This is a genomic window from Methylobacterium sp. ARG-1 (assembly GCF_001262595.1).
Lineage (GTDB): Bacteria > Pseudomonadota > Alphaproteobacteria > Rhizobiales > Beijerinckiaceae > Methylobacterium > Methylobacterium brachiatum.
This window is the reverse complement of the sequence record NZ_LHCD01000028.1, coordinates 81758-107897: the sequence shown is the minus strand read 5'-3', so window position 1 is coordinate 107897 and position 26140 is coordinate 81758. Positions and strand designations below refer to the sequence as shown.

Annotated in this window: 26 protein-coding genes and 1 pseudogene; 22 read left to right on the top strand and 5 right to left on the bottom strand. The window is 70.2% G+C overall.

The window, feature by feature from the left end; genetic code table 11:
* Window positions 1–244: pseudogene (locus AKJ13_RS22230) on the top strand (hydroxymethylglutaryl-CoA lyase); the annotation flags it as partial.
* A gap of 102 nt (window positions 245–346) precedes the next feature.
* Complete coding sequence (locus AKJ13_RS22225) at window positions 347–1669, top strand: MFS transporter (protein ID WP_050735310.1); 1323 nt, start codon at window positions 347–349, stop codon at window positions 1667–1669.
* A gap of 18 nt (window positions 1670–1687) precedes the next feature.
* Here AKJ13_RS22225 and AKJ13_RS22220 read toward each other — a convergent pair whose 3' ends face one another.
* From AKJ13_RS22220 to AKJ13_RS22210, 3 genes are all read right to left on the bottom strand, one after another.
* Window positions 1688–2647, bottom strand: a complete 960-nt coding sequence (locus AKJ13_RS22220; protein WP_050735309.1) for a helix-turn-helix domain-containing protein — start codon at window positions 2645–2647, stop codon at window positions 1688–1690.
* Between the two features lie 332 nt (window positions 2648–2979).
* Window positions 2980–3939, bottom strand: a complete 960-nt coding sequence (locus AKJ13_RS22215) for a helix-turn-helix domain-containing protein (RefSeq protein ID WP_050735308.1) — start codon at window positions 3937–3939, stop codon at window positions 2980–2982.
* Between the two features lie 38 nt (window positions 3940–3977).
* Window positions 3978–4649, bottom strand: a complete 672-nt coding sequence (locus tag AKJ13_RS22210) for a helix-turn-helix domain-containing protein (protein ID WP_244471678.1) — start codon at window positions 4647–4649, stop codon at window positions 3978–3980.
* Between the two features lie 332 nt (window positions 4650–4981).
* Between AKJ13_RS22210 and AKJ13_RS22205 the strand changes: the two genes are divergently transcribed.
* Window positions 4982–5395 carry a MucR family transcriptional regulator gene (locus AKJ13_RS22205; RefSeq protein WP_050735306.1) on the top strand — a complete coding sequence of 138 codons (414 nt, stop codon included), beginning with the start codon at window positions 4982–4984 and terminating at the stop codon, window positions 5393–5395.
* Window positions 5396–5638, top strand: coding sequence for a hypothetical protein (locus AKJ13_RS22200; RefSeq protein WP_050735305.1), 243 nt, complete (start codon window positions 5396–5398; stop codon window positions 5636–5638). It abuts the gene before it with no gap.
* Between the two features lie 133 nt (window positions 5639–5771).
* On the opposite strand, the gene AKJ13_RS22195 is transcribed toward AKJ13_RS22200, so the two are convergent.
* The gene (locus AKJ13_RS22195) at window positions 5772–7400 is read right to left on the bottom strand and encodes an inorganic phosphate transporter (RefSeq protein WP_050735304.1); all 1629 of its coding nucleotides are present in this window, start codon (window positions 7398–7400) and stop codon (window positions 5772–5774) included.
* Window positions 7401–7895: 495 nt separating this feature from the next.
* Here AKJ13_RS22195 and AKJ13_RS33140 point away from each other — a divergent pair, with 495 nt between their 5' ends.
* The 9 genes from AKJ13_RS33140 to phnE (AKJ13_RS22150) all read left to right on the top strand — a co-directional run bounded on the left by AKJ13_RS33140 (window position 7896) and on the right by phnE (AKJ13_RS22150) (window position 18521).
* On the top strand, window positions 7896–11075 hold the full coding sequence (locus tag AKJ13_RS33140) for an autotransporter domain-containing protein (RefSeq protein WP_050735303.1): 3180 nt from the start codon (window positions 7896–7898) through the stop codon (window positions 11073–11075).
* Between the two features lie 134 nt (window positions 11076–11209).
* Entirely contained in the window at window positions 11210–12358 is a 1149-nt protein-coding gene (locus AKJ13_RS22185; protein ID WP_050735302.1) for a ceramide glucosyltransferase, read from the top strand.
* 25 nt (window positions 12359–12383) lie between these two features.
* Window positions 12384–13070 (top strand): DUF1045 domain-containing protein, encoded by a 687-nt coding sequence (locus tag AKJ13_RS22180; protein ID WP_050735301.1) that lies wholly within the window; start codon window positions 12384–12386, stop codon window positions 13068–13070.
* Window positions 13063–13695 carry a chloramphenicol acetyltransferase gene (locus AKJ13_RS22175; RefSeq protein WP_050735321.1) on the top strand — a complete coding sequence of 211 codons (633 nt, stop codon included), beginning with the start codon at window positions 13063–13065 and terminating at the stop codon, window positions 13693–13695. Before AKJ13_RS22180 ends, AKJ13_RS22175 begins: the two co-directional genes overlap by 8 nt.
* A 122-nt stretch (window positions 13696–13817) precedes the next feature.
* Window positions 13818–14666, top strand: coding sequence for a phosphonate ABC transporter ATP-binding protein (gene phnC / locus AKJ13_RS22170; protein WP_007560215.1), 849 nt, complete (start codon window positions 13818–13820; stop codon window positions 14664–14666).
* Between the two features lie 114 nt (window positions 14667–14780).
* The gene (gene phnD / locus AKJ13_RS22165) at window positions 14781–15707 is read left to right on the top strand and encodes a phosphonate ABC transporter substrate-binding protein (protein ID WP_050735300.1); all 927 of its coding nucleotides are present in this window, start codon (window positions 14781–14783) and stop codon (window positions 15705–15707) included.
* A 114-nt stretch (window positions 15708–15821) separates the two neighbouring features.
* Window positions 15822–16748, top strand: coding sequence for a phosphonate ABC transporter substrate-binding protein (gene phnD, locus AKJ13_RS22160; RefSeq protein ID WP_050735299.1), 927 nt, complete (start codon window positions 15822–15824; stop codon window positions 16746–16748).
* Between the two features lie 25 nt (window positions 16749–16773).
* The gene (gene phnE / locus AKJ13_RS22155) at window positions 16774–17655 is read left to right on the top strand and encodes a phosphonate ABC transporter, permease protein PhnE (protein WP_050735298.1); all 882 of its coding nucleotides are present in this window, start codon (window positions 16774–16776) and stop codon (window positions 17653–17655) included.
* On the top strand, window positions 17652–18521 hold the full coding sequence (gene phnE / locus AKJ13_RS22150; protein ID WP_050735297.1) for a phosphonate ABC transporter, permease protein PhnE: 870 nt from the start codon (window positions 17652–17654) through the stop codon (window positions 18519–18521). Before phnE (AKJ13_RS22155) ends, phnE (AKJ13_RS22150) begins: the two co-directional genes overlap by 4 nt.
* Before the next feature lie 6 nt (window positions 18522–18527).
* Here phnE (AKJ13_RS22150) and phnF read toward each other — a convergent pair whose 3' ends face one another.
* Window positions 18528–19271, bottom strand: coding sequence for a phosphonate metabolism transcriptional regulator PhnF (gene phnF, locus AKJ13_RS22145; RefSeq protein WP_050735296.1), 744 nt, complete (start codon window positions 19269–19271; stop codon window positions 18528–18530).
* A gap of 79 nt (window positions 19272–19350) precedes the next feature.
* On the opposite strand from phnF, the gene phnG reads away from it, so the two are divergent.
* The 9 genes from phnG (at window position 19351) to phnN (ending at window position 26121) form a co-directional block, all read left to right on the top strand.
* The gene (phnG, locus tag AKJ13_RS22140) at window positions 19351–19818 is read left to right on the top strand and encodes a phosphonate C-P lyase system protein PhnG (RefSeq protein ID WP_082317059.1); all 468 of its coding nucleotides are present in this window, start codon (window positions 19351–19353) and stop codon (window positions 19816–19818) included.
* A gap of 2 nt (window positions 19819–19820) precedes the next feature.
* On the top strand, window positions 19821–20408 hold the full coding sequence (phnH, locus tag AKJ13_RS22135) for a phosphonate C-P lyase system protein PhnH (RefSeq protein WP_050735295.1): 588 nt from the start codon (window positions 19821–19823) through the stop codon (window positions 20406–20408).
* Window positions 20409–20411: 3 nt separating this feature from the next.
* On the top strand, window positions 20412–21512 hold the full coding sequence (locus tag AKJ13_RS22130; RefSeq protein ID WP_050735294.1) for a carbon-phosphorus lyase complex subunit PhnI: 1101 nt from the start codon (window positions 20412–20414) through the stop codon (window positions 21510–21512).
* A gap of 14 nt (window positions 21513–21526) precedes the next feature.
* A complete protein-coding gene (locus tag AKJ13_RS22125; RefSeq protein ID WP_200905684.1) occupies window positions 21527–22399 on the top strand; it encodes an alpha-D-ribose 1-methylphosphonate 5-phosphate C-P-lyase PhnJ in 873 nt (290 codons plus the stop codon).
* Window positions 22396–22872: a GNAT family N-acetyltransferase gene (locus tag AKJ13_RS22120; protein ID WP_050735292.1), complete on the top strand. Its 477-nt coding sequence runs from the start codon at window positions 22396–22398 to the stop codon at window positions 22870–22872. The genes AKJ13_RS22125 and AKJ13_RS22120 overlap by 4 nt, the downstream gene beginning before the upstream one ends.
* Window positions 22869–23642 (top strand): phosphonate C-P lyase system protein PhnK, encoded by a 774-nt coding sequence (gene phnK, locus AKJ13_RS22115; RefSeq protein WP_050735291.1) that lies wholly within the window; start codon window positions 22869–22871, stop codon window positions 23640–23642. The genes AKJ13_RS22120 and phnK overlap by 4 nt, the downstream gene beginning before the upstream one ends.
* The gene (gene phnL / locus AKJ13_RS22110; RefSeq protein WP_050735290.1) at window positions 23639–24343 is read left to right on the top strand and encodes a phosphonate C-P lyase system protein PhnL; all 705 of its coding nucleotides are present in this window, start codon (window positions 23639–23641) and stop codon (window positions 24341–24343) included. Before phnK ends, phnL begins: the two co-directional genes overlap by 4 nt.
* 111 nt (window positions 24344–24454) lie before the next feature.
* Window positions 24455–25591: an alpha-D-ribose 1-methylphosphonate 5-triphosphate diphosphatase gene (locus AKJ13_RS22105; RefSeq protein ID WP_050735289.1), complete on the top strand. Its 1137-nt coding sequence runs from the start codon at window positions 24455–24457 to the stop codon at window positions 25589–25591.
* Window positions 25591–26121: a phosphonate metabolism protein/1,5-bisphosphokinase (PRPP-forming) PhnN gene (gene phnN, locus AKJ13_RS22100; RefSeq protein ID WP_050735288.1), complete on the top strand. Its 531-nt coding sequence runs from the start codon at window positions 25591–25593 to the stop codon at window positions 26119–26121. Before AKJ13_RS22105 ends, phnN begins: the two co-directional genes overlap by 1 nt.
* Window positions 26122–26140: the final 19 nt, after the last annotated feature.

The window sequence follows — 26140 nt, the reverse complement described above, 5'->3', positions numbered from 1 at the left end:
CCGCTTCGACGCGGCGCTCGGCGGTCTCGGCGGCTGCCCGTTCGCGCCGGGTGCCACCGGCAACATCTGCACCGAGGATCTGGTCAGCATGGCCCACGAGATGGGGATCCGGACCGGTCTCGACCTGCCGGCCCTGATCGCCCTGTCCCGGGACTTGCCACGGCTCGTCGGCCACGAGGTGCCGGGCCAGGTCGCCAAGGCCGGCCGGCCCTGCGACCTGCACCCGGTCCCCCGGGCCGCCTGACGTCTCAACGAACGCCGCGCGACAAAGCCGCCCATCGAAGGCGGCTCCGCGCATCCGGCCCTTCCGCGACGGGGCGGCCGGACTTCTCCAGGGAGGAACACGATGGCCATCGCGGTGACCGGCGCGCCCGCGCGCCCAGAGGACGTGACCGAGACCGGAATCGTCCGGAAGGTCGCGTGGCGGCTGATGCCGCTGATCATGGTCTGCTACCTGTTCGCGTTCTTCGACCGGATCAACATCAGCTTCGCCAAGTTCCAGCTTCAGAGCGACCTCGGCTTCAGCAACGTCGCCTACGGGCTCGGCGCCAGTATGTTCGTGGTCGGCTACGTCATCTTCGAGGTGCCGTCGAACCTGTTCCTCTACCGGGTCGGCGCGCGCCGCTGGATCGCCCGGATCATGATCTCCTGGGGGATCGCCACCGCGCTGATGATCTTCATCCGCACCGAGTGGCACTTCTACACCCTGCGCTTCCTCATCGGCGCCATGGAGGCGGGCTTCGCGCCCGGCATCCTGTACTACCTGACCCTGTGGTTCCCGGCCTCCCATCGCGGGCGGATCACCTCGTTCCTGTTCGTGGCCTCGGCCTTCTCCGGCATCGTCGGGGCGCCGGTGGCCGGCCTGATCCTCGGTGGACTCAACGGCGTCGCCGGGCTCGCCGGCTGGCAATGGCTGTTCCTGGCCGGCGGCCTGCCCTGCCTCCTGCTCGGCGCGCTGGTGCTGATGCGCCTCGACGACCGGATCTCCGACGCCGGCTGGCTCTCGCAGCCGGAGAAGGACCTGCTGTCGGCCCGGATCGCCCACCACAACCGGGAGATCGGCGACCATTCGCTCCTCGGCGCGCTCCGCCAGCCGGGCTTCCTGATGATCGGGCTGGTCTACTTCCTCCTCCAGATCGGCTCCTACGGCCTGAACTTCTGGGGGCCGGACCTGATCAAGACCGCCAGCGGCAGCAGCGCGGCCTATGTCGGGTTCCTGACCGCGATCCCCTACATCTGCGGCGCGATCAGCATGGTGGTGGTCGGGCGCCTGTCCGACGCCTCGGGTGAGCGGCCGAAATTCGTCGCCGCGCTGGCGATCGCTGCGGCCATCGGGTTTTTCACCGCCGGCCTGTTCGATCGGCAGATCGTGCCGCTGATGATCTCGCTGGCGCTGCTGGGGTCCGGGATCGTCGCCTCGATCCCGACCTTCTGGACTCTGCCGGCCAAGCTCGTGACCGGCGTCGGCGCGGCGGGCGGCATCGCGCTGATCAACACGCTCGGCCAGCTCGGCGGCATCGTCAGCCCGGTGATGGTCGGCTGGGTCAAGGACCTGACCGGATCCACGACGCCGGCCCTCTACGTCATCGGCTCGCTCTGCCTGGTGGCGGCCGGCCTCCTGCTGTTCGCCATGCCGGCGAGCCTGCGCCGAAGCGATCGCGGCCCCTGAGCGGGGCGCGCCGGAGCGTTATTGCAGACCCAGCCCGATGGCGCGCCGGAAGTCGCTGGGCGCCAGGCCGAACCGGCTCTTGAACCGGCGGGAGAAATGGGCCCGGCTGGCGAAGCCGCAGCCGCCGGCCAGGGTGTCGATCGTCAGGTGGGTGCAGGTCGGGTCCGCCAGGCGATCGGCCGCGACCTCCAGACGGCGCTGCCAGATCCAGTCGGAGACGTGCTGGCCGCGCTCGTCGAACAGCGCCTGGAGCCGGCGCAGCGAGACGCCGACCGCCGCCGCGAGCCGGGGCGGATCGAGAGTGGGGTCGCCGAGATGCGCTTCGACATGCGCCTTGGCCCGCTGGACAAGGACGTCGCCGCTGGCCGGAAGGGGCGCGTCCAGGGCGATCCGCTCGGCGATGCTGGCCACGATCAGGTCCACGCCGATCGACCCCATCCGGGCGCCCGTGACGGGATCGAGCCGGTGATGCATGCGGCTCAGCTCCTCGAAGAAGCTCATTGCCAGGATCGCGGTGGCCAGCTCGGCGCCCACGGTCAGGGCCGCGTAGCGACGGGCCGGCCCGAGCACGCGCTCCAGGCGCTCGCGCGGCATCTTCAGGTAGAGTGATTGGTTGCCGGGGCTCGTCGTGATCACCGTCGGTTGATGCTCGATCACGACCAGGTCGCCCTGGCGTTGCAAGGATGTCCGATCCCGCTGCCCGACCGTTGTCGAGCCGGCGAGGATGAAGGCCACGCTGATCCCGCCCTCGTCGCCCAGGCGACGGATTGCGCGCGGTGTCGCCTCGCTGCGGAGGGGGCCCTCCGAGACGCGCGTCATCGTCAGAGGGCCAAGGGTGGCGCTCTCCAGCTTGGCCTCGAACGGACCAGAGCCGAGCCGCTCCTGCTCGAGAGGCAGGCGCTGCTCTTCCAGTGTCTCCAGCCACCGCTTGAATCTGGTATTGATAGGGATATTTTCGGTCGAAAACAATAATCTCATAAATATAATTCCATTTTCACAGATACGATTTGCGGTGTCATCGCGTTATGCTGTTCTGAGGTATTGTTTTGGGGCTTTGATTGCTTGATTGTATTTTTATAATGTAGATCAAATATCGACCGGTCTCGCGGCCACCGGAGTAAGGTGTTGCAGGGGCCTATATCAAAATTTCCGCCGCCGATGCAAATGCCGCTCTGCTTTTTCACAGGCCGCCGAGCATCCCGCCGGCGGGACAACACATGCCGTGGCCGCCATGCAGCACGCCCGGGCATCGTGCGGTCATGCGGGGCGTCCGTTGCGGCCCGCGCCCCGCCGCGACGGGTCGAACGCCCCTACGGCGTGCCCAGGAGGGCCGCGATCCGGTACTCGCGCGGGGACATGCCGTGGCGTTCCTTGAAGCGGCGGGAGAAATGGGCTTGGCTCGCGAAGCCGCAGCCGAAGGCCACGGCACCGATCTGTATATGGGCGCCGCTCGGATCGGCCAGCCGCTTGGCGGCGGCCTCGAGCCGGCGATGCCAGATCCAGTCGGAAATGTGCTGGCCGCGCGCGTGGAACAATTCCTGGAGCCGGCGCAACGAAACGCCGACCGCGGCCGCCAGATGCGGTGGGTCCAGGGTCGGGTCGCCGAGATGGGCCTCGACATACGCCTTGGCGCGCTGGACTACGACGGTCCCGTGCAGCGGCTGCGGCACCTCCTTGGCCATCCGCTCGGCGATACAGGCCACGATCAGGTCGACGCCGATCGTCGACATCCGTTCGGCCGCGTCGGCATCGAGCCGGTGGCGCACCTGAACCAACTCGCGGAAGAAGCTTGCGGCGAGGCTGGTCGAGGCCACTTCCGCCCCCATCGCCAGCGCGGTGTAGAGCCGGGTGGGCCCGAGCATGCTCTCTAGGCGCTCACGCGGCAGTTCCAAAAACATGGACTGGCTGCCCGCGCTCGTCGTCACCACGGCCGGCCGGTGATCGAGCACGACGATGTCGCCGGGCTTCTGAACGGAATCCCTGCCGTCCTGAAGGCAGGTCGAGGTGCCGGCGAGCTTGAACAGCACGACGGCCATGCCGGCCCTGTCGTGATGGCGGGCGGCGTTGGGCGTCGTCTCGCTGCGCAGGGCGCCCTGCGTGATGCGGCTCATGTTGAGGGAGCCGACGCTGGCGACCTCCATCTTGCCGGCGAACGGTCTGTCGTCGAGGCGTTCGATCTCGATCGGCACGAGCCGCTCGAACAGCACCTCCCGCCAGATCTGGAAGCTGTTCTTCGGGTGGAGGCCGTCAGTCGTGAATACGGGCTGCACGGGTGCTGTTCCCTGGCGGGGCCGAGTGGCGTGATGGCCTACGGGGTGCTGACGAGGGCCACCTGGCGATACTCGCGGGGAGTCATGCCGTGGCGTTCCTTGAAGCGGCGGGAGAAACGGGTCTGGTTGGCGAAGCCGAAGCCGAAGGAAAGCGGTCCGATCGACAGGTGGACGCCGCGCGGCTCGGTCAGGCGCTTGGTCACGACCTCGGGCCGGCGGTGCCGGATCCAGTCGATGCCGATCGATGCCATCCGGGCGGCCGATGCAGGATCGAGCTGGGCGCACAGGCGGACCAACTCGTGGACGAATGTGACTGTCACAGCCGTGGAGGCGCCGTCCGCGCCCGTCGCCATGGCCGCATAGAGGCGCGTGAATCCCAGAACGCTCTCCAGGCGCTCGCGCGGCAGTTCCAGGAGCAGCGCTTGGCTGCCCGCATGGGATTCGTGGGGCGCCGGACGATGATCGATCACCACGATGTCACCGGGCCGCTGCACAGTCGACCGGTCCTCCTGGCCGAGCATCGATACGCCGGCGAGCTTGAAGATCACCACGACCGTGCCGTCCTCGCTGTGGCGCTGGATCTGCTCGTGCGGCGCCTCGCTTCGGGTGGCGCTACCGATGATGCGCATCAGCGATAGGGGCCCGGGACGGGCGGCCGCGCGCTTGCCGGTGAACGGCCCGTCGTCGCGATGCGACGGCTCGTAGGGCACGCCCCACCCAGAGATTGCATCCCGCCGCTGCCGAAAACTGTGCAACGGGTTAACGCTCTCGGTCGAAAACAGTGGTTCCATCAGTAAATTTTTTTATCGACCGGCATTCCGCGCGGCGAGGACAAGGGATCCGCGTCTTCAGACAAGCGCCGCCGGGCACATATTGTATATTGTTTCTCACCTCAAGAGATGCACTTAGGCAACTTGAGGTTAGCGTGGCAACTCACCGTCGGTGGGGTGTCCGGCGGATGTCGATCACTGGGGCGGATCTTCGGGCCGTCGATCGGCAACGCGGGCCATTAGTAACGAAATGTTGAACAGCGACACCTGACATGATCAATCAAACCGAACCCCGCTCTTCCTTCCTGATCGAGAAAGTCGGCGCGATCGTCGCTGCCTATGTGTCGCGGAACCCCGTGGGGGCGGGAGACCTGCCGGTGCTGATCGACCAGGTCCACACGGCCATCGCGGTGCTGCAGAGGAACCCCACCGGCCGCGCCGCGGGCTGGACCGGCCCGTCCGCCGAGCAGATCGAGGCCTCGATCGGCCGTGATGGCCTGATCAGCTTCATCGACGGCCGCTCCTACAAGACGCTCAAGCGGCACCTCACCGCCAACGGCCTGACGCCCGAGCGCTACCGGGCCAAGTTCGGCCTGCCCGCCGATTACCCGATGGTCGCCCCCGGCTACGCCGCGCGGCGCTCCGAGATCGCCCGGGCGATCCAGCTCGGCAATCAGGTGGATTGAATGACGGCCCGCGCCATGACCCAGCCGGTTTGCCGGCATCCGGAGGCGGATCGCTCCGCGGCGATCCTGGAACGCATCGCCGACACGCTCCATCTGCCGGTCGACGCGTTCTTCCCGGACGAGCGCGCACCGGGCGAGACGGTCGCTCAGGCCGCGGATCTCGTGACGGCCTTCATGGCGATCGAGACCGTCGCCGCGCGCCGCACCTGCCTGGCCTTCGTGCGCGCCATGGCGCGCCCGTAACCACCCGAGACATCGGGACCAGAACGGACAGGGCCGTTTCCGTCGACCACGGAAACGTCCCTGTCCGTCTCGATAGCGCGCTGCGTGCCACCGGGCCCGCGGCGCAGGATCCTGCACCGCGGGCCCGGCCCCGTCAGAAGACGTGGCGCAGCAGGAAATACAGGCCCGCCGCCAGCGTGATGGCGGCCGGCAGGGTCAGCACCCAGGCGAGCGCCATGTTGCGCACCGTCGACATCTGCAGGCCCGAGCCGTTGGCCGCCATCGTCCCGGCCACGCCCGAGGACAGGATGTGCGTGGTCGAGACCGGCAGGCCGTAGAGCTCGGCGAGCCCGATCGTGCCCGCGGCCACGATCTCGGCCGAAGCGCCCTGGGCGTAGGTGAGGTGGGTCTTGCCGATCTTCTCGCCCACCGTGACGACGATGCGCTTCCAGCCGACCATCGTGCCGAGCCCGAGCGCCAGGGCGACGCAGATCTTCACCCAGCCCGGGATATAGCGGGTGCCGTTGTTCAGCAGCCCGGTATAGGTCTTCAGGGTCGCCTTCTCGGGGTCCGAGAAGTCCACCCCGGCGCCCGGCAGCAGCCGCACCGCGTCGGCGGCGAGGTACATGTCGCTGCGCATGTTCTCGGTCTGGGCGGCCGGCACGGTGCGGATTGCGCCGTAATTCTTCACGCTGGCGGCGATGTCGTTCGCGAGCGCCGAGAGGGCGGCGTAGACCGGCGGCTGGTTCAGGTTCTTGGTCTTCAGGGCCTCCGTCACCGTCCGGCGCGCCTGCACGGCATCCGGCTGGGGGGCGCGGGCGGCGCGGGCGGCGAAAACCTGGCTCGCCGACGTGGAGGCCTCGATGAAGGCCGGGGTCGTTTCGTCCGACATGGTCCGGTTCAGCGCGTAGGCGGTGGGCGCGGCGCCGATCAGGATCAGCATGATCAGGCCCATGCCCTTCTGGCCGTCATTGCCGCCGTGGAAGAACGACACCAGCGTGCAGGTCAGGATCAGCATGCCGCGGATCCAGATCGGCGGCGGCGCCTCACCCTTGGGGGCCTCGTAGAGGTCCTTGCGGCGCACCAGGAATTTCAGGACGAGCAGCAGCGCCGCGGCCAGGACGAAGCCGCAGACCGGCGAGAACAGCAGCGCCTTGAACACGTTGAGCGCCTGGCCCCAATCAACGCCGGCGGTGCCGGTGCCGCCGCTCATGAGCTGGTTACCCAGTCCGACGCCCAGGACCGAGCCGATCAGCGCGTGCGACGACGAGTTCGGCAGGCCGAAGGCCCAGGTCCCGAGATTCCAGATGATGGCGGCCAGCAGCAGCGCGAAGATCATCGCGTAGCCGGCCCCCGAGCCGACATGGAGGATCAACTCCACCGGCAGCAGGGTGACGATGGCGTAGGCCACCGCGCCGGAGGACAGCATCACCCCCAGGAAATTGAAGAAGCCCGACCAGACCACCGCCACCAGCGGCGGCATCGAGTGGGTGTAGATCACGGTCGCCACCGCGTTGGCGGTGTCGTGGAAGCCGTTCACGAATTCGAAGGCGAGGGCGATCAGCAGCGCGAGCCCGAGCAGCGCGAAGGCCCCGTAGGCCAGCGGCGCCTCGCCGGCCGCGTTCATGTCGGTGATCAGGCTCACCACCGCGTAGCCGAGCCCGGCCACCAGGACAGCCAGGAAGGCGACCACGCCACCCAGATGCATCCCGTGGTCGAGACGCGGACCGCTCGCTGGCCTGCCTCCCGCCGCCGGCTGCGGCATTACGGCGGAATCGGACATGGGCCCTCGCGTTGAATCGTCTTCGGAAGCGGGGCGGGATTAGGATTACGCGATGACGGTTCAGTGACGTTTTACCGGGCCGATTCACGGCAGCATTATATTCGCGCGTCTAGGGCCGATAATACGAAGCTATTAATTGGGACGACATTCAGTCGGTCTTCCTAGAGTTCAGGGCCGGTGTGTTTACTGATACGGCGGCACCCGCTGCGGATGCCGAGGACTGACATCTGTCCGCAGAAAACTCGAGCCGTCCGCTGGACGATGCCGCGGATTCAACCAGTCGTGAGTAGATTTGGTCATCGGCGGCTGGGATGCAAGAAGCAACGTGCAAGCAACGCGATCGGAAAATTTATGCCGGCTAAGATAAGTGCCTGTTGCGCGTGAGATACAGCCCGTGATTCAGCGCAATGTGTATGGATTATGACGCGTTCGCATCCGTAGAATTCGTTAAATCTCCTGCCGCAGGCCGAATGGCCGCAGGCTTGGGGGCCGGGAATGACGTTTCGCTACGGGGTCTCGATCGCGGCGTTGATGGTCGCCGCATGCGGTTCGGGTGTGCAGGCGCAGACCGTCAACACGACGGCCTCCGACGTCAACGTCCTCAACCTGCTGTCGCCGTTCCTGTCGCTCAACGCGACGGCGACCGGGCAGGCGACGCTGGACCAGAACCTGTCGCAGACGGCGGCACTGAACAACGGTGCCGGGCTCGCCCGGCAGCAATTGGCGATCAGCGACAAGAACCTCCTCGCGTCGGCCAGCAACAACCTGTCCTCGGTCGGGCTGGGCACCTACGGCGTCGCCGCGAATATCGGCGGCGGCTTGCCCCGTCAGACGCCGATCAACGGCATCGTCCCGCAGCAGCTCGTCGGCGGTCTCGGCACGCAGCTCGGGCCGATCTACCAGCGCGGGGTCGCCCAGGGCGCCGGCGGCGCACTCGGCAGCGTGGCCAACCTGCTGGTCAATGCCAACACGTTCACGGGCAACAACCTGGGCGTCGCCAAGAACTACTTCGCCAACGGCGCGGCCAACAATCCGAGCGTGACCCCGGCCAATTACGCGGCGGTGCCCGCGGTCGCGCCGGCAGGCTACACGCTGCCGACCTATAACGGCCTGCCCAACACCACCAACAGCGTCTACGATCTCGCCTACGGAGTGAACAACACCCAACCTGGCCAGGACGTCTACGGGTCCTCGCGCCCCGTCCAGGTCGCGCCCAAGCGGTTCAACGCGTTCGATCCGACGGCGCTCAACGGCATCGCCACGAACCCGTCCTTCCCGAGCGGCCACACCACCTACGCGTTCACCAGCGGCTACCTGCTCGCGATGCTGGTGCCGCAGCAATATCAGAGCCTGCTGCTGCGCGCCTCCGAGTACGGCGAGAGCCGCATCGTCCTCGGCGTCCACTACCCGCTCGACGTCATCGGCAGCCGGGCCCTGTCGGCCTACGGCCTCGCCCAGGCCTTCACCAACCCGGCCTATATCAACAACGCCGCGGTGACCGGCGTCGCGCTCAACCTGCCCAACCAGTTCGTCCAGGCCCAGGGCCAGATCCAGGCCTACCTCGCCGCCCAGTGCGGCAACACCGTCGCGGCCTGCGCGGCCGGGGCGCCCAATATCACGGGCAACCCCTACATCCCCTCCGCCGCCAACCAGGCCGCCTACCGGGCCCGCCTGACCTACGGCCTGCCGACCCTGTCCTTCGCCCAGGCCCCGCGCGAGGCCGCCCCCGCGGGCGGGCCCGACGCCTCGATCCTGCTGGCCCCGCTCTACGGCGGATCGACCGCGGCCGCCCGCACCCTCGCCCCCCAGGGCGGCCTCTACGGCCAGCTCGCGACCGACACGATCAACCAGGTCGTCGTCAACACCGAGACCAACGCGCTGGCCGCCTTCTACGGCACCCCGCTGAGCTACTGGAGCCGCATCGACCTCTACGCCGCCGCCGGCTATTTCGGGAACGTCACCGGCACCCTGCGCATGGACGCCACCGACCGCCTCGGCATCGATGTCGGCATCGGCAATGGCGGCGCGCTCTACGCCAACGGCACGATCGCGGGCACCGTCTCGGTCAATGCCGGCGGCCTGCTGGGCGGCTCGGGCAGCGTCGGGGGCGTCAACGCGCTGTCGGGCGGCACGGTGTCGCCGGGCAACTCGATCGGCACGCTCACCGTCGCCGGCGCGGCCGCCTTCGCCCCGGGCTCGACCTACCGGGTCGAGGCCAACGCCGCCGGACAGGCCGACAAGATCGCCGCCGGCGGCACCGCGACGCTGGCCGGCGGCACCGTGCAGGTGCAGGCGGCCTCGGGCGCCTACAACCCGCGCACCACCTACGCGATCCTCACCGCCGCCGGCGGCGTCTCCGGCCGGTTCGACGGGGTCACCGCCAACCTCGCCTTCCTGTCCCCGGGCCTGCGCTACCGCCCCAACGCGGTCGACCTGACCCTCACCCGCAACGACGTGCCGCTCGCCGCCGGCGCCACCGGCCGCAACGGCATCGCCGCCGCCGACGCGATCCAGGCGGCCGGCGCCGGCCGGGCCTATGACGCCGCCCTGGCCTTCACCACGGAGGAGGCCGCCGACGGCTTCCGGGCGCTCTCCGGCGACATCCATGCCAGCACGGTCTCGGCCGCCTACGAGACCGCGTTCTTCGTGCGCGAGGCGGTACTCGACCGCCTGCGCCGGGGGAGCGACGCCCAGGGCCTGGATTACGGCACCGTGCCGGCGGCCTACACCGCCGACCTGCCGGGCCGGGCGCCGCCGGTGGCCCATGTCCCGGTGCGCGCCCTCGATTCGCAGGTGTTCGGCCTCTGGGGCCAGGGCTTCGGCGCGTTCGGCACGGCGGGCGGGGGCGGCAACGCCTTCGACCTCGACCGGCAGATCGCCGGCTTCGCGCTCGGCGCCGACATCCGGCTGCCGAGCGGGGTCCGGTTCGGCCTGGTCGGCGGCTACACCGAGACCAACCTCGACAGCGCCGGCCGGCTGGGCGGCGGTGCCCGGGCGGAGAGCGCGACGCTCAAGAGCGGCTTCGGCGGCGTCTACGGCGGCTACGCGTTCGGCCCGGTCTCGGTGCGGCTGGGCGCCCTCTACGCCGATACCGACACCCGCACCCGGCGCAGCGTGCTCTACGGCCTGTCGGACAGCCCGACCGGCCATGGCGGCGGCCATACCGTCCAGGGTTTCGGCGAGATCGGCTACCGGTTCGCGTTCGGCGCGGCCTCTGCCGGGGCCTCGAAGGACGGGCCGGCGGTGGCGGCCTCGTCTATCGAGCCGTTCGTGGGCGGGGCGTATATCGGCATCCGGCGCGACGGGTTCGCGGAGACCGGGGGCGCGGCGGCGCTGGTGAGCTACGCGCGCGACTACGACCTCGGCGCGGTGACGGCGGGGGTGCGGGCGCAGACCAGCCTGGATCTGGGCTTCGGGCTTCCGGTGACGGCGCACGGGCAGCTGGGCTACCGGCGGGCGTTCGGGGACGTGGTGCCGACGGCTCTGCTGAGCTTCGGCAGCGGGCCTTCCTTCCTGAGCGCGGGCGTCCCGATCGACTGGGACGCGCTGGTGGCCGGCGCCGGGCTCGACCTGGCGGTGGCGCCCAACGCCAGACTGGGCGTGGCCTATACCGGCCAGGTCGGCGCCCGCGCCCAGGACCAGGCCGTCAAGGGCAATTTCACCCTCCGGTTCTGATGGGCGCTCTGTCACACGACTGACGCGGTCCGGCCGCTAGAGCCGCGCTCGGACTGGGTGCGGCTCTAAGTCGTTGATGCGACGCGCGCTCGCCGGCGAGCCAGGCCGATCACGAGCGTACACGAGGGATCCGCATGATTGACCCCACGGTGTCGGCTTTGTCCCTCGGCGCGATCCTGGCCCTCGTCCAGATCGCCAGCATCGCGATCGCGGGCCGGCGCATCGGCCAGGTCCGCGGCGCCTCCACCTTCCCGGCCGGCGCCCCCGTCTCCCTGGTCCGCCCGCTCCACGGGATCGAGGCGTTCAGCGACGAGATGCTGGCCCGCAGCTTCCGCCTCGCCTATCCGGCCTACGAGCTGATCTTCTGCGTGGCCGATTCCGACGATCCGATCGTGCCGCGGGTGCAACGCCTGATCGCCGACCACCCGCAGGTGCCGGCCCGGCTGATCCTCGGCGACGAGCGCATCAGCGACAATCCGAAGCTCAACAATTGCCTGCGCGGCTGGCGCGCCGCCGCGCATGACTGGGTCGTGCTGGCCGATTCCAACGTGGCCATGCCGCCGGACTACCTACAACGGCTCCAGGCGGCCTGGCGGGACGAGACCGGCCTCGTCTGCTCGACCCCGGCGGGCGCCCGGCCGGGCAGCTTCATGGCCGAGGTCGAATGCGCCTTCCTCAATACGCTGCAGGCGCGCTGGCAATACGCTGCCGAGGCGTTCGGCCTGGGCTTCGCGCAGGGCAAGAGCATGCTCTGGCACAAGCCCTTCCTGGAGGCCCAGGGCGGCCTGCAGGCGCTGGCCTCCGAGATCGCCGAGGACGCCGCCGCCACCAAGCTGGTGCGGGCGGCGGGCAAGCGCGTCCATCTGGTCGCGAGCCCGTTCGAGCAGCCGCTCGGGCCCCGCGGCTTCCGGGAGGTTTGGGCCCGGCAGCTGCGCTGGGCCCGGCTGCGGCGGGTGACCTTCCCGCTGTTCTTCGCCCCGGAGATCGGCAGCGGCGTCCTGCTGCCGGCGCTCCTGATCGCCCTCTGGGCCGGCAGCCTGACCGGGCTCGCGGGCGCTGCCGCCCTCGCCGGGCTGTGCTATGTCGCCGAAGACCGGCTCGCGGCCCGCGCGGGCTGGCATCGCGGGCCGCGGATGTGGGTGGCCTTCCTGGTTCGCGACGCCCTGATCCCGGCGATCTGGCTGGGGGCCTGGGTGCAGAGCGCCATCGTGTGGCGCGGCAACGCCATGGATGTGCGCCCGCGCCGGGCGAGCGTCGACCGCGCCTGCGCGCCGACGGCGTGACCGCGCGGGAGCCGGAGGTCGGGACATGACGCGCCGCTACGCTCTCTACTGGCTCCCCGCCCCCGGCTCGGGGCTCGCGGCCTTCGGCAATGCCGTGCTCGGCTACGACAACGTCGCCGGCGCCCCGGTCCCGCATCCGGACGGGCTCGGCGACTTCGCTGGGGTCACCGCCGGGGCCCGGATCTACGGGTTCCACGCGACCCTCAAGGCGCCGATGCGCCTCGCCCCGGCGGCCGAGGAGGCCGACCTTCTCGCGACCGCCCGGGACCTCGCGGCCGGGCACCCGCCGGTTTCGCTCGGTCTGCTGCGGGTCGCGGCGCTCGGGCCGTTCCTCGCCCTGGTGCCCGAAGCCCCGCCGCCGGAGCTCGGCCTGCTCGCCGCCGAATGCGTCGCCGCCCTCGATCCGCTGCGGGCACCGCTCTCGGAGGCCGAGCGCGCCAAGCGCCGCCCGGAGCGCCTTGATCCGCGCGGCCGCGCGCTCCTGGCCCGCTGGGGCTACCCGTATGTCTTCGAGGCCTTCCGGTTCCACATGACGCTGACCGATGCCCTGCCGGAGCCCGACCGGGCCGCCTGGCTGCGCCGGCTGACCGACGCCTACGCGGCCTCCGGACCGGAACCGGTGGTGATCGACGCCGTGTGCCTCCTGTCCCAGGACGGGTCCGAGCCGTTCCGGCTTCTGGCGCGCCTGCCCTTTGGGGGCGCCCATGGCTGAGCATTATCTGGGCCTCACGCCCGCGATCGACCCGAGCGCCCGGGTCACCGAGTGCCATCTCGGCCGCTACACCGAGGTCGGCGCCCGCACGCGCCTGACCGAGACCGTCCTCGACGATTATTCCTACATCAGCCAGGACGGCGAGGTGATCTACACCACCATCGGCAAGTTCTGCTCGATCGCGTCCCACGTCCGGATCAACCCGGGCAACCACCCGATGGAGCGCGCGAGCCAGGCGCATTTCACCTATCGGGCCCATGCCTATTGGCCGGAGGAGGTGGACGAGGAATCTTTCTTCGAGCGCCGCCGGTCCAGCCCGGTGACCATCGGCCACGATGTCTGGATCGGCCACGGGGTCGTCGTGCTGCCCGGCCGCACCATCGGCACCGGCGCCGTAATCGGCGCGGGGGCGATCGTGACCCGCGACGTGCCGGCCTACACGATCGTCGTCGGCAACCCGGCCCGGCCGGTGCGCCGCCGCTTTCCCGAGGCAATCGCCGAACGCCTGGAGCGACTCGCCTGGTGGGATTGGGACCATGAGCGCCTGCGCCGGGCGCTGCCGGATTTCCGCACGCTCCCGATCGAGGATTTCCTGGAGCGGTACACGGGCTGGTCCGGGACATAGAGCACAGCGCTATGCACAGTGGCCGCTTTGATGCGCCGACTAAGTACATCGGATCGTATTCGTCATCCAATTGTCGTCGAAGAGGCGTTTATCTGCGCGCATTCCGCAGTGGATGGAAATGAATGCTCGTCGTCGAGGATCTCACGCGTCAGTACGGCGGCCGCCGGGCCGTGGACGGTGTCTCGTTGCAGATCGAACGCGGGACCTTCGTGGGCGTGATCGGCCGGTCTGGAGCTGGCAAATCGACACTTCTGCGCCTGATCAACCGGCTTGCCGACCCAAGCTCGGGCCGCATCCTCTATGACGGCCGCGATGTCACCGGCCTGACGGGCCGGGCCCTGCGGGAATGGCGCACCCGCTGCGCCATGATCTTCCAGCAATTCAACTTGGTCGGCCGGCTGGACGTGATGAACAACGTCCTGATGGGCCGGCTCAGCCATGTGCCGACCCATCGGTCCCTGCTCCGGATGTGGTCGGACGAGGACCGAGCCATGGCGCTCGCCGCCCTCGAGAGCTTCGACATGGGGGAGTTCGCCGGCCAGCGGGCCGACGGCCTGTCGGGCGGGCAGCAGCAGCGCGTCGCCATCGCCCGGGCCCTCGTGCAGGAGCCGGAGATCCTGCTGGCCGACGAGCCGGTGGCGTCCCTGGATCCGCGCAACACCCGCCTGGTGATGGACGCGCTGGCCGCGGTGAACCGGCGCTACGGCATCACGGTCCTGTGCAACCTGCACTCGCTCGACCTCGCCCGCGCCTATTGCGACCGCCTCGTCGGCCTTGCTGCCGGCCGGGTGGTGTTCGATGGCGGTCCGTTCGACCTGACCGAGGATGTGGCGCGCCGCCTCTACGGCCTGGAGGCCGGCGAGGTGCTGGACGATTCCGCCGAGCGCGAGGCGGAGCAGCGGGCGGCCATGCCGGGACTCCCGGGTCTCGTGCCGGTCCAGCCCATCCGTGAGGCCGCCATCGGCGCCTGAGCCGGCGGCGTCGGGACCAAAACGCTAAAAACGATGGGGCGGGGAAGCGCCTGGCTTGGTGTGCCGATTGCGGTCGGCCGATCCAACGCCTGATACGGATCTGAGACAAACACGATGATCACCCGACGCACCCTCGCCGCCGCGGCAGCGCTCACGCTGCTCGGCCTGCCGGCCGCCGCCCAAGATCGGAAGGACCGCTATCCCGAGCTGAGCCTGGGGGTGATCCCCGCCGAGAACGCCAGCGGCACGGCCGACCGTTACGCGCCTCTGACCGCTTACCTGACCAAGGCGCTCGGCGTGCCGGTGAAGTTGCGGGTCGCCAGCGACTACGCCGCGGTGATCGAGGGCCAGCGCGCCGGCAACATCCACATCGCGTTCTACGGGGCGGCCTCGCTCGCCCGTGCCGCGATGACCGGGGTGAAGCTCGAGCCGATGGTGAGCCCGGTGCATGAGACCGGAACCGCGGGCTATTATTCGGTGATCTACGCCCTGGCCTCCAGCCCGTACAAGACGGTCGAGGATCTCAAGGGCAAGAAGCTCGCCCTGGTCGATCCGAACTCCACTTCCGGCAACCAGGCGCCGCGCTTCTTCCTGAAGCAGGCCGGCTACGACGTCGACACGTATTTCGGCAAAGCTGTCTATGCCGGGAGCCACGAGAACGCCGTCCTGGCCCTGACCCAGGGCACCGTGGATGCGGCGGCGAACTTCTGGAACTCCGAGACGGACAGCAATCTCACGCGCATGCTTACCAAAGGCGTCGTCAAGGATGCTGCCGGCAAGCCGATGCAGAAGTCGGACTTCCGCATCGTGTTCAAGTCCGGCTCCCTGCCGGGGGACGCTTACGCCGTGCTGGCCACCCTGCCCGACGACCTGAAGGCCAGGATCCGCCAGGCCTTCGTCGATCTGCCCAAGGCCGACAAGGCGGCGTTCGACCGGCTCTCCGACGGCAAGGATCTCGGCGTCACCCCGGTGACGCTCAAGGACTACCAGCCGGTCATGGACATGCTGAAGGCCAACGACGAGCAGCGCAAACGCTCCTGATCCCGGCCTTCACCCGGTTCGCACCGCGTTGCGAGCGCCACCGCCTCACCACCGGCATGCCGCCGCCCTGCGGCCGGCCGATCCGTCGCCCGACGCCCACTTGAGGACCACACGATGATCACCCGACGCACCCTCGCCGCCGCCGCGGCGCTCGCCCTCCTCGGCCTGCCGGCCGCCGCCCAGGACTGGAAGGTTAAGTATCCCGAGCTGACCCTGGCGGTTATCCCCATGGAGAATGCCAGCGGTACCAACGACCGCTACGCCCCCCTGGCGAACTACCTGAGCAAGGCGGTCGGCGTGCCGGTGAAGCTGCGGGTCGCCAGCGACTACGCCGCGGTGATCGAGGGCCAGCGCGCCGGCAACATCCACATCGCGTTCTACGGGCCGGCTTCCTTCGCCCGCGCCGTGATGACCGGCGTGAAGGTCGATCCGATGGTGAACCCGCAGCACGAGACCGGCGCCTCGGGCTATTACTCGGTGATCTACACGCTGGCCTCCAGCCCGTACAAGACGGTCGAAGACCTCAAGGGCAAGAACCTCGCCCTGGTCGATCCGAACTCCACCTCCGGCAACCAGGCCCCGCGCTTCTTCCTGAAGCGGGCGGGCTTCGACGTGGACAAGCATTTCGCCAAGGCGGTGTTTGCCGGCAGCCACGAGAATGCCGTCCTGGCCCTGACCCAGGGCACCGTCGACGCCGCCGCGAACCTGTGGAACTCCGAGACCGACTCGATCGTGACTCGCATGATTACGAAAGGCATGCTGAAGAAGCCCGACGGCACGCCGATGCAGAAGTCGGATTTCCGGGTGGTGTTCAAGTCCGACTTCCTGCCCGAGGGCCCCTATGCCGTGCTGGCGAGCCTGCCGGACGACCTGAAGGCCAAGATCCGCCAGGCTTTCCTCGACATGCCGACCGCCGACAAGGCGGCGTTCGACAAGCTGTCCGACGGCAAGGATCTCAGCCTCACCCCGGTGACGCTCAAGGATTACCAGCCGATCATCGACATGCTGAAGTTCAACGACGAGCAGCGCAAGAAATCCTGATCGCAAGCCTGATCGGACCCCCGCCTTGCGCGGCCTGACACCCCTGCCGCCGGAGCGGGCAGCCGCCCTCTCCGGCCTGTACGCGGCGGCGAGCGGCGCCGCGCGCCGCCGCACGCTCGCGAGCTTCGCCGCCGTGGCGGTGCTGGCGCTGCTCGCGGCCCTCGCCGCCGAGGTGCGGCCGCTGGTCTTCGCCGAGAATATCGGCAAGTTCACCGCCTATCTCGCGCAGATCTGGCCGCCGGTCGGTCTCGAGCATCCGCTCGAGGATGTGCGCGCCTGGTACTGGGGCCTGCCCAAATGGCTCGCCCTGCTCGGCGAGACCGTGCTGATGGCCTATCTCGGCACGCTGCTGGGCGGGCTCGCGGGCTTCGCCCTCAGCTTCGTGGCCGCCGCCAACCTGGTTCGGTCGCCCACGGTGCGCTTCGTCGCCAAGCGCTTCCTGGAGGTGTGCCGCACGATTCCCGACGTGGTGTTCGCGCTGCTGTTCGTCATCGCCTTCGGGCTCGGCCCGATGGTCGGCGTGCTGGCCCTGGCGGTCCACACCACCGGGGCGCTCGGCAAGCTGTTCTCCGAGGTGGTCGAGAATATCGACATGCGCCCGGTCGAGGGCCTGTCGGCCTCGGGCGCCAGCTGGATCGAGACCGTGCGCTTCGCCGTGCTGCCGCAGGTCCTGTCGAACTTCGCCTCCTACGCGCTGCTGCGCTTCGAGATCAACGTGCGCGGGGCGGCGGTGCTGGGCTTCGTCGGCGCCGGCGGCATCGGGCAGGAGTTTCTGGCCGCGATCCGCAACTTCTACTACGCGGATGTCAGCGCGATCCTCGGCCTGATTATCCTCACCGTCATCTGCATCGACCTCGCCACCGAGCAGGTCCGCCACCGGCTGACCGGCACCGAGGAGGCCCGATGAGCAAGGCCCGCTCCGAAACCCTGCGGGCCGAGGCTCGGGCCGAGCTCGCGCGCCTGCGCGCCCACTATCCGGCGCAGTTCCGGACGGATTGGCCCGCGCGCCTGCGCGCCGCGCTGCTTCTCGGCGGCCTGATCGGGCTGGCCGGCTTCGGCGCCTGGCAGTTCGAGATGTCGCCCGCGCGGCTCCTCTACGGGCTTGGGCGCCTCGGCGCCTTCGCGCTGCTGATGCTGCCGCCGTCGCCGGAGGGGCATCTCGGCACCTTCGTGCACGCCCTGGGCGAGACGTTGGGCATCGCCTTCCTGGGCACGCTGACGGCGGCGATCCTGGCCTTCCCGGTGGCGCTGCTCGCCGCCCGCAACGTCGTGCCCAACCCGTTCGCGCATTTCGCCGTGCGCCGGGGCCTCGACGTGATGCGCTCGGTCGACGTGCTGATCTGGGCGCTGATCTGGATCAACGTCGTCGGCCTCGGCCCCTTCGCGGGGATGCTCGCCATCGCGTGCTCGGATTTCGGGGCGTTCGGCAAGCTGTTCTCCGAGGCGATCGAGACCTGCGACCGGCGACCGGGCGAGGGCGTCGTCGCCTCGGGGGGCTCGGCCCTGCACCGCATCCGCTTCGGGCTGATCCCCGGGGTGCTGCCGGTGCTGGCGAGCCAAGTGCTGTATTTCTTCGAATCGAACACCCGCTCGGCCACGATCATCGGCATCGTCGGGGCGGGCGGCATCGGCCAGTACCTCACCGAGCTGATCCGCGTCCTGGAGCTGAAGCAAGTCGCGTTCCTGGTGCTGATGATCCTCGCCACCGTGGCGGCGATCGACTGGGTCTCGACCCGCCTGCGCCGGGCGATCATCGGGCCGGCGGCGCGCTGAGCGATTTCAGCCGCCGATCACCAGCTCGACCCGGTCGGCGGCGAACAGCGTGCGGTTCGCCTGGATCGGCACGCCAGCGGAGTCGATGTTGACGCTCGACACCACCATGACCACCCGCCCGGGGGCGATGTCGAGGCGCTCCGCCTCCTGGGCATCGGCCGGGCGGGCGCGGATCCGCGTCGAGAGGCGGGTGTAATCGTGGACCCCGCAGGCCGCGAAGGCGCGGGTGATCGAGCCGCGCTCGGCGTAAGCCGCGGCGAAACCGGAAAAGCGCGGCAGGGGCAGCCAGGTCTGCGCGGTCGAGATCGGGGCATCGTCCGCCCGGTGGATCGTCAGCAATTCGAGGATCGGCGCGCCCGGCTCGATCGCCAGCGCCGCCGCCTGCTTGGGTCCGGCCGGGACGGTGGCCGAGGCGAGCAGGTCGCCCCAGGCCTCGCGCCCGGCCCCGGTGACGATCTCGGAGAAGCGGGTGCGCGGGCCGATCGGGTAGGCGAGCGGCGCCTCCTCCACGAAGGTGCCGCGCCCCTGGCTGGCGCGCACGAGGCCGCTCTCTGCTAGGGCGGCGAGCGCCCGCCGCACCGTGTGCCGGTTGACCGCGAAGCGCGCGGCGAGCGCCGCCTCGGTCGGCATCTGCTGTCCCGGCGCGTAGCGCCCCGCCGCGATATCGGCCGTCAGCGCGTCGGCGATCTGCCGCCACGCCGTCAGCCCCTCTCCCCGGACGAGGCCGGGCGTCTGCTCCTGTGCATCCATCCTGTCATCCAAACTTCATTTGCGCCCGGCACGCTAGTTGTCTACACGACTATACAACAGCTCGACAGAGAGATTCGCGATGGCGACGAGCCCGCTTCACCAAGGCCCGGATGAGATTGCGGCCCGCCGGGCCGTGATGGCGCTCTGCGCCGATGCGAGCCGCGACGACCTCGACGCCGCCTTGCAGACCCTCGCAGCCCCGCCCATCGAGGACCTGCGCCCGCCCGAGACCGGGCTGGTGATGGCCACCGGCCGAATCGGCGGCGACGGGCGGCCGTTCAATCTCGGCGAGGTCAGCGTGACCCGGGCGGCGATCCGGCTCCCCGACGGGGCCACCGGCTTCGCCTACCATCTCGGCCGCGACCGCACGAAGGCGCGGCTCGCCGCCACCCTCGACGCGCTCTGGCAGGATCCGTCCCGCCGCGCCCGGGTCGAGGACGCGCTCCGGTCGGCTGCCGAGAAGGCCGAGGCCGCCCGCCATCGGGCGGCCCGTCGCACCGCCGCCACCCGCGTCGATTTCCTGACGCTGGCCCGCGGGGAGGATTGAGCATGCTCGCACCCGGCTTCGCTGATCCGGTCCATGACGCGCAGGGCACGTTCCGCGCCGTGATGGACGCGCTCGCCCGCCCCGGCCTGCCCCGGCGCCTCGAGGCCGGGCTGGAACCCCCGGCTCCGCTGACCCCGGAACTCGCCGCCATCGCGCTGGCGCTCACCGATGCCGACACGCCGGTCTGGCTCGATGCCGGCCTCGCGGCCGCGCCAGAGGTCGCCGCCTATCTGCGCTTCCACACCGGGGCGCCGCTCACCCACGACCCGGCCCGGGCGGCCTTCGCGCTGATCCGGGATCCGGCCCAATGCCTGCCGTTCGTCCGTTTCGCGCAGGGCACGCCGGCCTATCCCGACACCTCGACCACCCTGGTGCTGGCCCTGGACACGATCACGGCCGGGGAGGGGCTGCGTCTCACGGGTCCCGGGATCGACGGTACGACGCGGCTCGCGCTCGCGCCCCTGCCGGAGCGGTTCGTCGCGCAGCTGGCCGAGAACCGCGCCGGGTTCCCGCTGGGAATCGACCTGATCCTCACCGCCCCCGGCCGCGTCGCCGGCCTCCCGCGCTCCACCGCCGTCACGGAGAGCTGACCGATGTATGTGGCTGTGAAGGGCGGCGAGGCCGCCATCGACAACGCCCACCGGCTGCTCGCCGAGACCCGCCGGGGCGACCCGGCCGTGCCGGAGCTCACCGTCGCGCAAATTCGCGAGCAGATGACGCTCCTGGTCGACCGGGTCATGGCGGAAGGCTCGCTCTACGATCCCGACCTCGCCGCGCTGGCCCTCAAGCAGGCCCGCGGCGACGTGGTCGAGGCGGTCTTCCTGGTCCGCGCCTACCGGACGACCCTGCCGCGGTTCGGCGCTTCGAAGCCGGTCGATACCGGCGCCATGGCGGTGGCGCGCCGGGTCTCGGCGACCTTCAAGGACCTGCCCGGCGGTCAGGTGCTCGGGCCGACCTTCGACTACACCCACCGGCTGATCGACTTCGCGCTCGCCGCCGAGGGCACGGTCGAGCCCGCCGCCGAGGCCGAGCCGCGCGACGATGCCGGCACCTGCCCGCGGGTCACCGACTTGCTGGCCCAGGACGGCCTGATCGAGCCCTCGCCTCCGGATGACGGCGCCCCCGTGGGCGACCTCACCCGGGAACCGGTGGATTACCCGGCCGACCGGGCCCTGCGCCTCCAGGCCCTGGCTCGGGGCGACGAGGGCTTCGTCCTCGGCCTCGGCTACTCGACCCAGCGCGGCTACGGCCGCACCCACCCGTTCGTGGGCGAGGTCCGGGTCGGCGACGTGGCGGTGGAGTTCGTGCCGGAGGAGCTGGGCTTTCCGGTGCCGCTTGGCCGGATCCGGCTCACCGAGTGCCAGATGGTCAACCAGTTCACGGGCTCCGGGACGACGCCGCCCCAATTCACCCGCGGCTACGGGCTCACCTTCGGGCAGAGCGAGCGCAAGGCGATGGCCATGGCCCTGGTCGACCGGGCGCTGCGGGCGGCGGAGCTCGGCGAGCCCGTGACGAGCCCGGCCCAGGACCAGGAATTCGTGCTCGCCCATTGCGATAGCCTCCAGGCCACCGGCTTCGTCGAGCACCTGAAGCTGCCCCACTACGTCGACTTCCAGGCGGAGCTAGAGCTGGTCCGGCGCCTGCGCGCCGAGTTTTTTCGAGACTCAGACAGCGTGCGGGAGGCGGCCGAGTGAGTGCGACAGCGATGATGGAGCCGAGCCGATCCGAAGCCGGCTACAATTTTGCCTACCTCGACGAGGGCACCAAGCGGATGATCCGCCGGGCCATCCTCAAGGCGATCGCGGTGCCGGGCTACCAGGTGCCATTCGCCTCCCGGGAGATGCCGATGCCCTACGGCTGGGGCACCGGCGGCGTGCAGGTCACGGCGGCGGTCCTGGGGCGCGCGGACGTGCTCAAGGTGATCGACCAGGGCGCCGACGACACCACCAACGCGGTCTCGATCCGGCGCTTCTTCGCCCGCACCTCCGGGGTCGCCACCACCACCCGGACCACCGAGGCGACGATCATCCAGACCCGCCACCGCATCCCGGAGACGCCCCTGCGGGAGGGCCAGGTTCTGGTCTACCAGGTGCCGATCCCCGAGCCCCTGCGCTTCCTCGAACCGCGCGAGACCGAGACCCGACAGCTCCACGCGCTGCGCGAGTACGGCGCCATGCACGTCAAGCTCTACGAGGATATCAGCCGCCACGGCCACATCGCCACCACCTACGCCTACCCGGTGGAGGTCGCCGGCCGCTACGTGATGGACCCGTCGCCGACGCCGAAATTCGACAACCCGAAGATGGATGATTGCCCGGCCCTCCAGCTGTTCGGGGCGGGGCGCGAGCGGCGCATCTACGCGGTGCCGCCCTACACCTCAGTGCGCAGCCTCGACTTCGAGGACCATCCGTTCCGGGTGCAGCAATTCGACCAGCCCTGCGCCCTGTGCGGGGCCGAGGGCGTCTATCTGGACGAGATGCTGCTCGACGATGCCGGCCGGCGGATGTTCGTCTGCTCGGACACCGACCATTGCGAGGGGCGCCGCGCCGACGGCCATGTCGGCACGGGAGACGCGGTATGACCGGCCTCACGGTCCGCCGGGCCGGAAAGCCCGACCTTCCGGCTGTCCTCGCCCTCTACGCCGAGCTGAATGCCGGCCGGGTGGCGACAATCGATCAGGCCGAGGCGCTCCTCGACCGGATCGTCACGGCCTATCCCGATTACGGGCTCTACGTGGCGGAGGTCGACGGCGGGATCGTCGGCACCTTCTGCCTCGTCATCCTCGACAACATCGCCCATTGGGGCATGCCGTCGGCCCTCGTCGAGAGTGTGGTGGTCGCGTCCGGGCATCGCGGCGGCGGCCTCGGTCGGGCGATAATGCGCGAGGCGTTCCGCATCGCCCAGGCCCGGGGCTGCTACAAGCTCGCCCTGTCCTCGAATGTCGACGCCAAGCCGGCGCACGCCTTCTACGAGAGCCTCGGCTTCGAGCGCTACGGCTACAGCTTCCGCCTTGATCCGCCCTTCGTGCCCGACGCCGCAGAGGTGACCCGATGAGCGAGCCCCTGCTTCAGGTTCGCGGCCTGACCAAGCACTATGGCGCGCGCCTCGGCTGCGCCGACGTATCGTTCGACCTCGATCCCGGCGAGGTGCTGGCGATCGTGGGTGAATCCGGCTCGGGCAAGTCGACGCTGCTCTCCCTCGTCGCCACCGAGCTGGCGCCGGATGCCGGGACGGTCTCCTACCGGATGCGCGACGGGGTGCTGCGCGACCTCGCCGGCCTGAGCGAGGCCGAGCGCCGGGCGCTGATGCGCACCGACTGGGGCTTCGTGCGCCAGGATGCGGCCCAGGGCCTGCGCATGACGGTCTCGGCCGGCGGCAATGTCGGCGAGCGCCTGATGGGGGTCGGCGAGCGCCATTACGGCCGCATCCGCGGGCAGGCGCTCGACTGGCTCGGCCGGGTCGAGATCGCCGCCGACCGGATCGACGATCCGCCGACGCGCTTCTCCGGCGGCATGCGCCAGCGCCTGCAGATCGCCCGCAACCTCATCACCGGCCCGAGGCTGGTGCTGATGGACGAGCCGACCTCGGGGCTCGACGTCTCGGTCCAGGCCCGGCTGCTCGACCTGATCCGGCGGCTCTCGGCCGAGCTCGGCCTGGCGGTGATCATCGTCACCCACGACCTCGCGGTGGCGCGGTTGCTCTCGCACCGGATCATCGTCATGCGCGCCGGCCGGGTGATCGAGACCGGCCTGACCGACCGGGTGCTCGACGATCCCGAGCACGCCTACACCCAGCTCCTCGTCTCCTCGGTGCTCGCCGCATGACCGCGCTTCTGACCTTCCAGGACGTCGCCAAGAGCTTCACCCTGCACCTGCGCGACGGCGTCATTCTTCCGGTGGTGGGCGGGGTGAGCCTCTCGGTGGCGCCGGGCGAGTGCGTGGTGCTCGGCGGCCCCTCCGGGGCGGGCAAGTCCTCGCTCCTGAAGATGGCCTACGGCAATTACCGCTGCGATGCCGGCGCGATCCTGGTCCGCGATGGGGACGCCGTGGTGGACGTGGTGCGGGCCGATCCGCGCCGGATGCTGGCCCTGCGGGCGCGGGTCATCGCCTACGTGTCGCAGTTCCTGCGGGTGATCCCCCGGGTCTCGACCCTCGACGTGGTCGAGGCCGCCGGCCGCGAGGGCGGCCTGTCCGAGGACACGGCGCGCGCGCGGGCGAAGGATCTGCTGGCCCGGCTCAACCTGCCCGAGCGGCTCTGGAGCCTGCCGCCCGCCACCTTCTCCGGCGGCGAGCAGCAGCGGGTGAACATCGCCCGGGGGCTGATCGCCGACCGGCCGCTGCTCCTGCTCGACGAGCCCACCGCCTCGCTCGACGCCAGCAACCGCGCCGTGGTGGCCGAGCTCGTGCGCGAGAAGCTGGCCGCCGGGGCCGGCGTGCTCGGCATCTTTCACGACAGCGAGATGCGCGATGCTGTGGCGACGCGAATCGTCGACGTGACGCGCTTCGCGCAAGCCCGGGCGGCCTAGTACGGCGCGGCGGACATCGGAGCCGGCACGACGCGCTAGACTTTTGATTCACATCGTCTTTTTCCGAACGCTGGATGCCGTCGTGCGGGACGATGCTGTAGAGGAGTTCCGATGAGCGACCTGATCCTCGAGAACGCGCTCCTGATCCTGCCGGACCGGGTGGAGCACGGCTGGCTCGCCGTGACCGACGGCCTCATCGCGGAGATCGGCACCGGGCGCGCGCCCGAGCGCGGCCTCGACCTCGGCGGCGACCACCTGATCCCCGGGCTGATCGAGCTGCACACCGACCATCTCGAGAGCCACTTCGCGCCTCGGCCCAAGGTCCGCTGGCATCCCCTCGGCGCGGTGCTGGCCTACGACGCGCAGATCACCGCCTCGGGCATCACCACGGTGTTCGATTCCCTGCGCGCCGGCAGCGACCCCGACGGCAGCGGGCTGGGCTCCGAGCTGAAGCAGCTCGCCGCGGCGATCGAGACCGCGCGCGCCGGCAACCTGTTCCGGGCCGAGCACTACACGCATCTGCGCTGCGAGCTGCCCTCGGCGGACGTGCTCGACACGGTGGCGGATTTCAACGCGCGCTACCCGATCGGCCTGATCTCGCTGATGGACCACACCCCGGGGCAGCGCCAGTTCCGGGATATGGAGAAATACTACACCTACGCCACGCGGGGCGGCCGCACCCTGGAGGAGATCCGGGTCAACACCGAGCGCAAGATCCGGGAGGGGCAGGCGCTGAACGGCCGCAACCGTCCGGCCCTGGTCCAGTTCGCCCAGGAGATGGGCATCCCCCTGGCGAGCCACGACGACACGACCCTGGACGATGTCGAGCTTGCCGCCGGCGAGGGCGTGGCGCTGGCCGAGTTCCCGACCACCTTGGAGGCCGCCGAGGCCGCTCACGGGCGCGGGATCACCGTGATGATGGGTGCGCCGAACCTGATTCGCGGCGGCTCGCATTCCGGCAACGTCGCCGCCCTGACGCTGGCCGAGGCCGGCCATCTCGACATCCTGTCGTCGGATTACGTGCCGGCGAGCCTGCTGATGGCGGCTTTCCTGCTGCCCGAGCAGGCGCCCGCGATCTCGCTGCCGCAGGCGCTGGCCACCGTCACGGCCAATCCCGCCCGCGCCACCGGCCTGACCGACCGCGGCGCCCTGGAGGCGGGCCTGCGGGCCGACCTGGTGCGGGTCCAGCGCACCGAAGGGGTGCCGGTGGTCCGGGAGGTCTGGCGCGCCGGCCTGCGGGTCGCCTGATGGCGGGCTGCCTGGTCCTGGTGGTCGGCCCAAGCGGGGCCGGCAAGGATACGCTGATCCGGCTGGCCCGGGCGGAGCTGGCGGGCGACCCGCGCTACGTCTTCCCCCGCCGCCTCGTGACCCGACCGCCCTCCGGCGACGAGGACAACGACGAGATCGACGCGGCCGCCTTCGAGACCGGCTGCGCGTCCGGTGCCTTCCCCCTGCATTGGCGCGCCCACGGCCTCGGCTATGCCATTCCGGCGCAGGCCGCCGATCTCGCCGCCGGCGGGCATGTCGTGGTCTGCAACGTCTCGCGGCGCATCGTCGAGGAGGCCCGAGGCGGCACCGTTCCGGTCAGCGTGGTCGAGGTCACGGCGCCCCCCGAGATCCTGGCCAGCCGTATCGCGGCCCGCAACCGGCCGGAGGACGGCAACCTCGCCGCGCGCCTGGCCCGCGAGGCCCGGGTCCGGGCCGACCTGACCATCCTCAACACCGGCACGCCGGACGAAGCGGCGGCCCGGCTGATCGCGCATCTGCGCGCCTGCTAGGCGGTCTCACGCCGGGGCG

What these genes read in the sequence shown, in the direction of transcription:
- AKJ13_RS22225 (WP_050735310.1), top strand. Translation starts at nt 347, where the DNA reads ATGGCCATCGCGGTGACCGGCGCGCCCGCGCGCCCAGAGGACGTGACC.
- AKJ13_RS22220 (WP_050735309.1), bottom strand. Translation starts at nt 2,647, where the DNA reads ATGAGATTATTGTTTTCGACCGAAAATATCCCTATCAATACCAGATTC.
- AKJ13_RS22205 (WP_050735306.1), top strand. Translation starts at nt 4,982, where the DNA reads ATGATCAATCAAACCGAACCCCGCTCTTCCTTCCTGATCGAGAAAGTC.
- AKJ13_RS22200 (WP_050735305.1), top strand. Translation starts at nt 5,396, where the DNA reads ATGACGGCCCGCGCCATGACCCAGCCGGTTTGCCGGCATCCGGAGGCG.
- AKJ13_RS22195 (WP_050735304.1), bottom strand. Translation starts at nt 7,400, where the DNA reads ATGTCCGATTCCGCCGTAATGCCGCAGCCGGCGGCGGGAGGCAGGCCA.
- AKJ13_RS33140 (WP_050735303.1), top strand. Translation starts at nt 7,896, where the DNA reads ATGACGTTTCGCTACGGGGTCTCGATCGCGGCGTTGATGGTCGCCGCA.
- AKJ13_RS22185 (WP_050735302.1), top strand. Translation starts at nt 11,210, where the DNA reads ATGATTGACCCCACGGTGTCGGCTTTGTCCCTCGGCGCGATCCTGGCC.
- AKJ13_RS22180 (WP_050735301.1), top strand. Translation starts at nt 12,384, where the DNA reads ATGACGCGCCGCTACGCTCTCTACTGGCTCCCCGCCCCCGGCTCGGGG.
- AKJ13_RS22175 (WP_050735321.1), top strand. Translation starts at nt 13,063, where the DNA reads ATGGCTGAGCATTATCTGGGCCTCACGCCCGCGATCGACCCGAGCGCC.
- phnC (WP_007560215.1), top strand. Translation starts at nt 13,818, where the DNA reads ATGCTCGTCGTCGAGGATCTCACGCGTCAGTACGGCGGCCGCCGGGCC.
- phnD (WP_050735300.1), top strand. Translation starts at nt 14,781, where the DNA reads ATGATCACCCGACGCACCCTCGCCGCCGCGGCAGCGCTCACGCTGCTC.
- phnD (WP_050735299.1), top strand. Translation starts at nt 15,822, where the DNA reads ATGATCACCCGACGCACCCTCGCCGCCGCCGCGGCGCTCGCCCTCCTC.
- phnE (WP_050735297.1), top strand. Translation starts at nt 17,652, where the DNA reads ATGAGCAAGGCCCGCTCCGAAACCCTGCGGGCCGAGGCTCGGGCCGAG.
- phnF (WP_050735296.1), bottom strand. Translation starts at nt 19,271, where the DNA reads ATGGATGCACAGGAGCAGACGCCCGGCCTCGTCCGGGGAGAGGGGCTG.
- phnG (WP_082317059.1), top strand. Translation starts at nt 19,351, where the DNA reads ATGGCGACGAGCCCGCTTCACCAAGGCCCGGATGAGATTGCGGCCCGC.
- phnH (WP_050735295.1), top strand. Translation starts at nt 19,821, where the DNA reads ATGCTCGCACCCGGCTTCGCTGATCCGGTCCATGACGCGCAGGGCACG.
- AKJ13_RS22130 (WP_050735294.1), top strand. Translation starts at nt 20,412, where the DNA reads ATGTATGTGGCTGTGAAGGGCGGCGAGGCCGCCATCGACAACGCCCAC.
- AKJ13_RS22125 (WP_200905684.1), top strand. Translation starts at nt 21,527, where the DNA reads ATGGAGCCGAGCCGATCCGAAGCCGGCTACAATTTTGCCTACCTCGAC.
- AKJ13_RS22120 (WP_050735292.1), top strand. Translation starts at nt 22,396, where the DNA reads ATGACCGGCCTCACGGTCCGCCGGGCCGGAAAGCCCGACCTTCCGGCT.
- phnK (WP_050735291.1), top strand. Translation starts at nt 22,869, where the DNA reads ATGAGCGAGCCCCTGCTTCAGGTTCGCGGCCTGACCAAGCACTATGGC.
- phnL (WP_050735290.1), top strand. Translation starts at nt 23,639, where the DNA reads ATGACCGCGCTTCTGACCTTCCAGGACGTCGCCAAGAGCTTCACCCTG.
- AKJ13_RS22105 (WP_050735289.1), top strand. Translation starts at nt 24,455, where the DNA reads ATGAGCGACCTGATCCTCGAGAACGCGCTCCTGATCCTGCCGGACCGG.
- phnN (WP_050735288.1), top strand. Translation starts at nt 25,591, where the DNA reads ATGGCGGGCTGCCTGGTCCTGGTGGTCGGCCCAAGCGGGGCCGGCAAG.